This window comes from Gilvimarinus gilvus (assembly GCF_030518155.1).
In the GTDB taxonomy this organism is placed as follows: Bacteria; Pseudomonadota; Gammaproteobacteria; order Pseudomonadales; family Cellvibrionaceae; genus Gilvimarinus; species Gilvimarinus gilvus.
Map to the genome: position 1 here is coordinate 1 of NZ_JAULRU010000033.1, position 346 is coordinate 346.

Consider the following 346-nt stretch of genomic DNA (forward strand, 5'->3'; position numbering starts at 1 on the left):
GTGTAGGAACAGAGATAGATTGGGAAAAAGGATATTTAGTTGTAATGCAACACCCTGTAACTACAGAATACAAGCAATCAAAAAACGATGTGACTACCACGCTAGAAGCAATCCAAGAATTAAACATACCCACTTTTTGGTTTTGGCCGAATGTTGATGCTGGTTCAGATGGAACTTCAAGTGGTATAAGAACATTTAGAGAATTAAAAAAACCAACAAACATTCGTTTTTTTAAAAATATGGAACCTAATGATTTTTTAAGACTCTTAAAAAACTCACAATGTTTAATAGGAAATTCAAGTGTTGGAATTAGAGAGTGTTCTTATTTAGGAGTTCCAGTTGTAAA

The 346-nt window shown here is 32.7% G+C and carries 1 protein-coding gene; it reads left to right on the plus strand.

Annotated features, from left to right (window positions below):
• Nucleotides 1–346, plus strand: a 346-nt coding sequence (locus QWI17_RS00165; RefSeq protein WP_302720486.1) for a UDP-N-acetylglucosamine 2-epimerase, incomplete at both ends; no start/stop codon positions are given.